Genomic DNA, 5,434 nt, shown 5'->3' on the forward strand with positions numbered 1-5,434 from the left:
CACGGCGAGCTGCGTGGTGAGCACGGTCACGGGGGAGCCGGCGATCTCGCGTCGACCCGTCTCGAAGGAGGCGCCGCGGCGCACCGCGGCCTGCTCGAGCACGACGCCGTCGGGCAGATCGGTGCTCTCGAGCGCGTAGACGACAGGACCGCGCTGCACCGCGACCTGGTTCGTGATCTCCTCGGCCAGGCGGTGTCCGCGCAGCACGCGCACCGGCATGGGCAGGGTGAGCACGATGACGTCGCCCTCGGCCCAGGTGCGGTCGAGACGCGCGTAGGTGCCGGGCGTCGGTGCGGGTTCGGCACGGCCGTTCACCGTGAGCGTCGCGCCCGACGACCAGCCGGGGATGCGCAGGTGCACGGGCACTCCGCCCTCGGCGGCCGCCGTGACCGTGAACGCGATCTGCTCGCTCCAGGGGTAGTCGCTGTCCTCCCGCAGGCTCAGCACACCGCGGGCGAGATCGAGCGAGCTGCCGCCGTACTGGTGCACGAAGAGCCCGTCGGACGAGAGCGAGGCCGCCCGCTCGTGGAAGCGCGCGAGGGTGCGGGCGATGTTCGGAGGGCAGCAGAAGCAGCTGAGGTAGCGCTCGCGGAGTCGCTCGTCGGAGGGAGGCGGACTCGGCACGGGGTGGATCGCCGTGTCGCCGGGGCGACGCAGCGGGAACGGCAGATCGCGGACCTGCCGGAGCGGATTCGTGTAGAAGTACTCCGATCCGTCGAGGCTGATGCTCGAGAGCAGGCTGTTGTAGGCGATCTGCTCGATCACGTCGGCGTAGCGGGCGTCGCCCGTGAGCGCCAGCATCCGTTCGCTCCACAGGATCATGCCGATGTTCGCGCACGACTCGTTGTGGGCGGTCGTGTTGGGCAGCTGGAACGCGCGTCCGTATGCCTGGTGCACGCGACTGATGTCCTGCTGCCAGGGGGAGGCGTCGGGCGAGGCGCCGTCGTACAGGGCGCCGCAGCCACCGGTGATGTAGAGCTTGGTGTCGACGACGTCGTTCCAGATGCCCTCGAGCACCTCGAGCAGCTCCCGGTCGCCGTTCTCGGCGATCAGATCTGCGAGCCCCGCATACAGATAGTTGGCGCGCACGGCGTGCCCTGCCGCGACCTTCTGCTCGCGCACCGGCAGGCGGTCCTGATTGTCGTCGCCGCCGTCGAAGTCGTCGCGGACCCGCAGGAACGCCTCCGCGAGGTCGAGGTACTGCGGGTCGTCCGTCGCCCGGTACAGCTCGATGACGGCCATGTAGTGCGAGGGGCAGATCGCGCTGCGGGCGAGCTCGACCGGCTTGTTGACGGCCAGATCCTCGAGGAACGACGCCGCGCGGCGGGCGACGTCGAGCAGCGTGGTGCTGCCCGTGACCTCGAAGTGCCGCACGCCCATCGTGATCAGATGACCGAGGTTGTAGGTCTCGAAGTGGAATCGGTCGGCGAGCGCGACGGCCTGCTCGGCCTGGCGGCTCTGGATGAGCACCGGCGTGTGCAGGTAGCCGTCCTCCCGCTGCACCGAGGCGATCAGCTGCGCGAGCTCCTCGATCTGCGCCGCGAGCGCGGCGTCGGGTGCGACCTCGAGCTGTGCGATCGCCGCCTCGAGCCACTTGTAGAAGTCGCCGTCCATGAAGGGCGGTCCGTCGTGCGTGCCGGCGTCGAGGCCCGCCGCGATGCGGAAGTTGCGCAGGCCGGGGCTGACGTCGCCGTCGCTCAGCGACTGCCAGATGCCCGGCACTGTCGAGGTGAAGGTGCGGTCCTGCACGGATCCCCAGAAGCCGCTCGACCAGCGCGCCTCTGCGGCGTGCAGCGGGCGGAGCGGAGCGTGGGGGGAAGAGGTCGTCATTGAGCGGTCCCTGTGTCGAGTCGAGCGGTCGTTCGAATGGCAGTATGGCACGTTTTCGAGCCCAAGTGAATATTCTTTCAGTACTGAGTGTTGACACGCACCGACAAAATCCGTAACGTTTCACTCACACCGACACACAGCACCATCGACGTCAAGGAGGACGCCTCAATGAACTCTCGCCGCACTCCCCGTGCGCTTCTCGCGTCGGGATTCGCACTGCTCACGATCGCATCGCTCGCGGCGTGCTCGACCGGTGCCGCCGAGGGCGGCGACGGCAGCGCCGGCAGCGGTGCGACGGGCACCGATCCCGAAAGCTTCACCGTCCTCAGCGCGAACGAGAACACCACCCTCGCGACCGAGCTCGACGCCCTCGCCGAGGGCGCGTGCAAGGCCGAGAACGAGGCCCTGCCGCTCGAGCACCAGACCGTCGCGCAGGCCGACGTCGTGCAGAAGGTCACGCTGCTCGCCAGCCAGGACTCGCTGCCCGCCCACTTCATCGCCGGCACCGCCATGGTCCGCCCCGACGGGGATCTCGGCGCCGCCGACCTCGTGCTCGACTACAAGAAGGCGCTCGACGACCTCGGCGTCTGGGACCAGATCCTCCCCGCCGCGTCCTCGACCATCGAGAACGTCTACGGGCAGATGGTCTCGCTGCCGTACCAGTACAACCTCGAGGGCATCTTCTACAACAAGGAGATCTTCGCCGAGCTCGACATCGACGAGCCGCAAACCTGGGACGAGCTGCTCGACGCCAACGACACCCTCCTCGCCGCCGGCTACACGCCGATGGCCGAGGCCGGTGCCGCGGCCTGGCCCGTCACGCGCCTCATCGGCATGTACGCCTATCGTCTCGCCGGCCCCGACGCGATGACCGCCATCCGCGATGACGAGGCCAAGCTCACCGACCCCGACTACGTCGAGGCGGCGCAGGCTGTCGCCGACCTCGCGGCGGCCGGCTACTTCGGCGACGGCTTCATCTCGAAGGATCCGGCCGCGGCCACCAACGACTTCCTCTCCGGCAAGGCCGCGATGAAGTACGACGGCACCTGGCTCCTCAGCAACATCAACAACGAGGACGAGAACCAGATCGGCATCGACAACGTCGGGTTCATGCCGTTCCCGGCCGTCGAGGGCGGCAAGGGCTCGATCGACCAGTGGCCGGCCAACGCCGGCACCGCCTTCGCCATGAACCCCAAGACCTTCGGTCCGAAGGTGGGCGACTGGCTGTCGTGCATCGCCGAGAACTACGGCGCGCAGGCGCTGTCGGACGCCGGTGTCATCTCGGGCTTCAAGGTGAACGAAGAGGTCGCCGACCTCCCCGTCACCACGCAGGCGATCCAGGAGAAGGTCGCCGAGGTCGAGGAGACCGTGCTCTGGTTCGAGGCGCTGATGGACGGCAAGTCCACCAGCCTCGCCCAGTCCAACATGTCGCTCCTGGTCTCGGGTCAGCTGTCGGCCGAGGACTACATGTCCCAGCTGCAGCAGAGCATCGACCAGAACCGATGACGTCCCTCGTCCACATCGGACACTGACCCCCGGCCCGGGCCCGCTCCGTGCGGGTCCGGGCCGACACACGTCACGAAAGCACGCCCATGAATCGCGTCTTCGGTGATCGCAAGACGATCATCATCCTGCTGGCTCCCGCCCTCATCCTGTACGTCGCACTCAAGCTCGTTCCGGTCGCCTGGTCGCTCGGTCTGTCGTTCTTCGAGGGCAACACCCTGCGCGGCTTCGAGTTCGTCGGCGTCGACAACTTCGCGAAGTTCTTCCAGGACCCGGCCGGCATCCAGTCGCTCTGGGTGAGCATCATCTTCGCGGTGCTCGCCACCGCGGGGCAGATCGTCTTCGGCTACCTGCTCGCACTGCTGTACGTGTTCGTGCTCCGCAAGGGATCCGCGTTCCTGCGCACCGCGGTCTTCTTCCCGATGGTGCTCCCGACCGTCGCCGTGGCCCTGCTCTTCAAGAGCTTCGTGGCCGTCGGCGACAACCAGGGCCCCGTGAACGACCTGCTCAACTTCCTCGGACTCGGCAGCGTCGAGTTCCTGGCGTCGACGGTCGGCACCATGAGCGTGGCGCTGGCGATGACGTGGTGGAGCTCGATGGGCTTCTACGCGGTGCTGCTCTACACGGGCCTGCTCGACATCCCCGACGAGGTCATCGAGTCCGCGCGCATCGACGGCGCCAACGGCCTCAAGCTCGTGCGGCACATCGTGGTCCCGCTGTCGCTGCCGATCTTGATCTCCTCGATCATCTTCAGCTTCAACTCCACGCTCAAGGTGTTCGACAGCCTGCTCGCCCTGAACGGCGGCGGCCCCGGCACCTCGACCGCGCCGCTCACCCTGTACATGTACCGCACGGCGTTCGAGTACGCCGAGTACGGCTACGGCAGCACCATCGCCCTCGTCCTGACCATCCTCTGCCTGGTGTTCACACTCGCGGTGTTCCGGTCGTCCAGCAAGAAGAACGCGGAGGCCTGAGATGACCGAGACGCAGACCCTGGTGAGCGCACGCCCGCTCTCCCGCAAGACGCCCTCGCCGAAGGCCGGGCGGCAGCTGCTGCGCACCATCCGACGGATCCCGGTGTGGTTCGTCGTCACGCTGTTGCTGATCATCGTGCTGTATCCGCAGGTGTGGATGATCCTCGGATCGTTCAAGACGCAGTCGGAGTTCCTGTCGAACCCGACGTGGGCGCTGCCCGAGACGTTCAACATCGACAACTACATCCAGGCGTTCACCCGCGGCAACGTCGCGACGAACTATCGCAACAGCCTCCTGGTCACGCTGCCGTCGGTCGCCCTGATCGTCCTCCTCGGCGTCGCCGCCGGGTACGCGCTCGAGGTCATGATCTGGAAGGGGCGGCACACCACGCTGCTGCTCATCCTCGCCGGCATCATGGTGCCGGGCCAGATGATCCTCGTGCCGCTGTTCACCGTGTACTTCAAGCTGGGGCTCACCAACTCGCTGTGGCCGCTGATCATCACCTACACCGTGATGGGTCTGCCGCTGACGACCTTCCTCATGGCGACGTACTTCCGATCCGTGCCGCGCGAGGTCTTCGAGGCCGCGACGATGGACGGATGCAGTCCGCTCAAGCAGTTCTTCGTGATCGGGCTCCCGCTCATGAAGAACGCGATCCTCACGATCTCGCTCGTGCAGTTCTTCAGCGTCTGGAACGACCTGCTGATCGCCCTCACGTTCACGTCAAAGCCGGAGCTCGCGACGATCCAGGTCGGACTCCTGAGCATGAACGACGAGTACGGGTCGACGCAGTACGGCCCGCTGTTCGCCGCCATCAGCATCAACATCGTGGCACTGTTGATCGTGTTCGTGTTCCTCAACAAGAAGATCATGGCCGGCATGGCCGCCGGTTCCGTGAAGGGATAGTCATGACCCGTATCGCATTCCTGCACACCGGCGCCGTCGTCATCCCGCCGGTCGCGGAGCTCGCGGGGCGTCTGATCCCCGAGGTCCAGACCGTCAACTACCTCGACGACAGGATCGTCGCCGACCTCGCCGACGGGGAGCGGGCGGCCTCCGTCGGGGAGCGCCTCGAGGACCTCGTGCGCGCCGCGCAGTCGGCCGGCGCCGACGCGGTCATGCTCAC

4 protein-coding genes and 1 pseudogene are annotated in these 5,434 nt (G+C 67.2%); 4 read left to right on the forward strand and 1 reads right to left on the reverse strand.

All coding sequences use genetic code 11. The features are described from left to right. Positions 1 to 1,830 (reverse strand): beta-L-arabinofuranosidase domain-containing protein (locus RTM68_RS15980; RefSeq protein WP_312172801.1); only part of this gene is annotated, 1,830 nt, incomplete at its 3' end. Positions 1,831 to 1,998: 168 nt separating this feature from the next. Here RTM68_RS15980 and RTM68_RS15985 point away from each other — a divergent pair. From RTM68_RS15985 to RTM68_RS16000, 4 genes and pseudogenes are all read left to right on the forward strand, one after another. Further along, positions 1,999 to 3,336, forward strand: coding sequence for an extracellular solute-binding protein (locus RTM68_RS15985; protein WP_312172804.1), 1,338 nt, complete (start codon positions 1,999 to 2,001; stop codon positions 3,334 to 3,336). Between the two features lie 86 nt (positions 3,337 to 3,422). Continuing rightward, positions 3,423 to 4,307, forward strand: a complete 885-nt coding sequence (locus tag RTM68_RS15990; RefSeq protein WP_241794322.1) for a carbohydrate ABC transporter permease — start codon at positions 3,423 to 3,425, stop codon at positions 4,305 to 4,307. A 1-nt stretch (position 4,308) separates the two neighbouring features. Beyond that, positions 4,309 to 5,214, forward strand: coding sequence for a carbohydrate ABC transporter permease (locus RTM68_RS15995; RefSeq protein WP_241794323.1), 906 nt, complete (start codon positions 4,309 to 4,311; stop codon positions 5,212 to 5,214). Positions 5,215 to 5,216: 2 nt separating this feature from the next. After that, positions 5,217 to 5,434: pseudogene (locus RTM68_RS16000) on the forward strand (hypothetical protein); the annotation flags it as partial.

The sequence above is a fragment of the Microbacterium sp. genome, from assembly GCF_031988965.1.
GTDB lineage: Bacteria > Actinomycetota > Actinomycetes > Actinomycetales > Microbacteriaceae > Microbacterium.

Bases quoted from the DNA above. Each gene is read 5' to 3' on its own strand.
- RTM68_RS15990 (WP_241794322.1), top strand. From the start codon at position 3,423: ATGAATCGCGTCTTCGGTGATCGCAAGACGATCATCATCCTGCTGGCT.
- RTM68_RS15995 (WP_241794323.1), top strand. From the start codon at position 4,309: ATGACCGAGACGCAGACCCTGGTGAGCGCACGCCCGCTCTCCCGCAAG.
- RTM68_RS15985 (WP_312172804.1), top strand. From the start codon at position 1,999: ATGAACTCTCGCCGCACTCCCCGTGCGCTTCTCGCGTCGGGATTCGCA.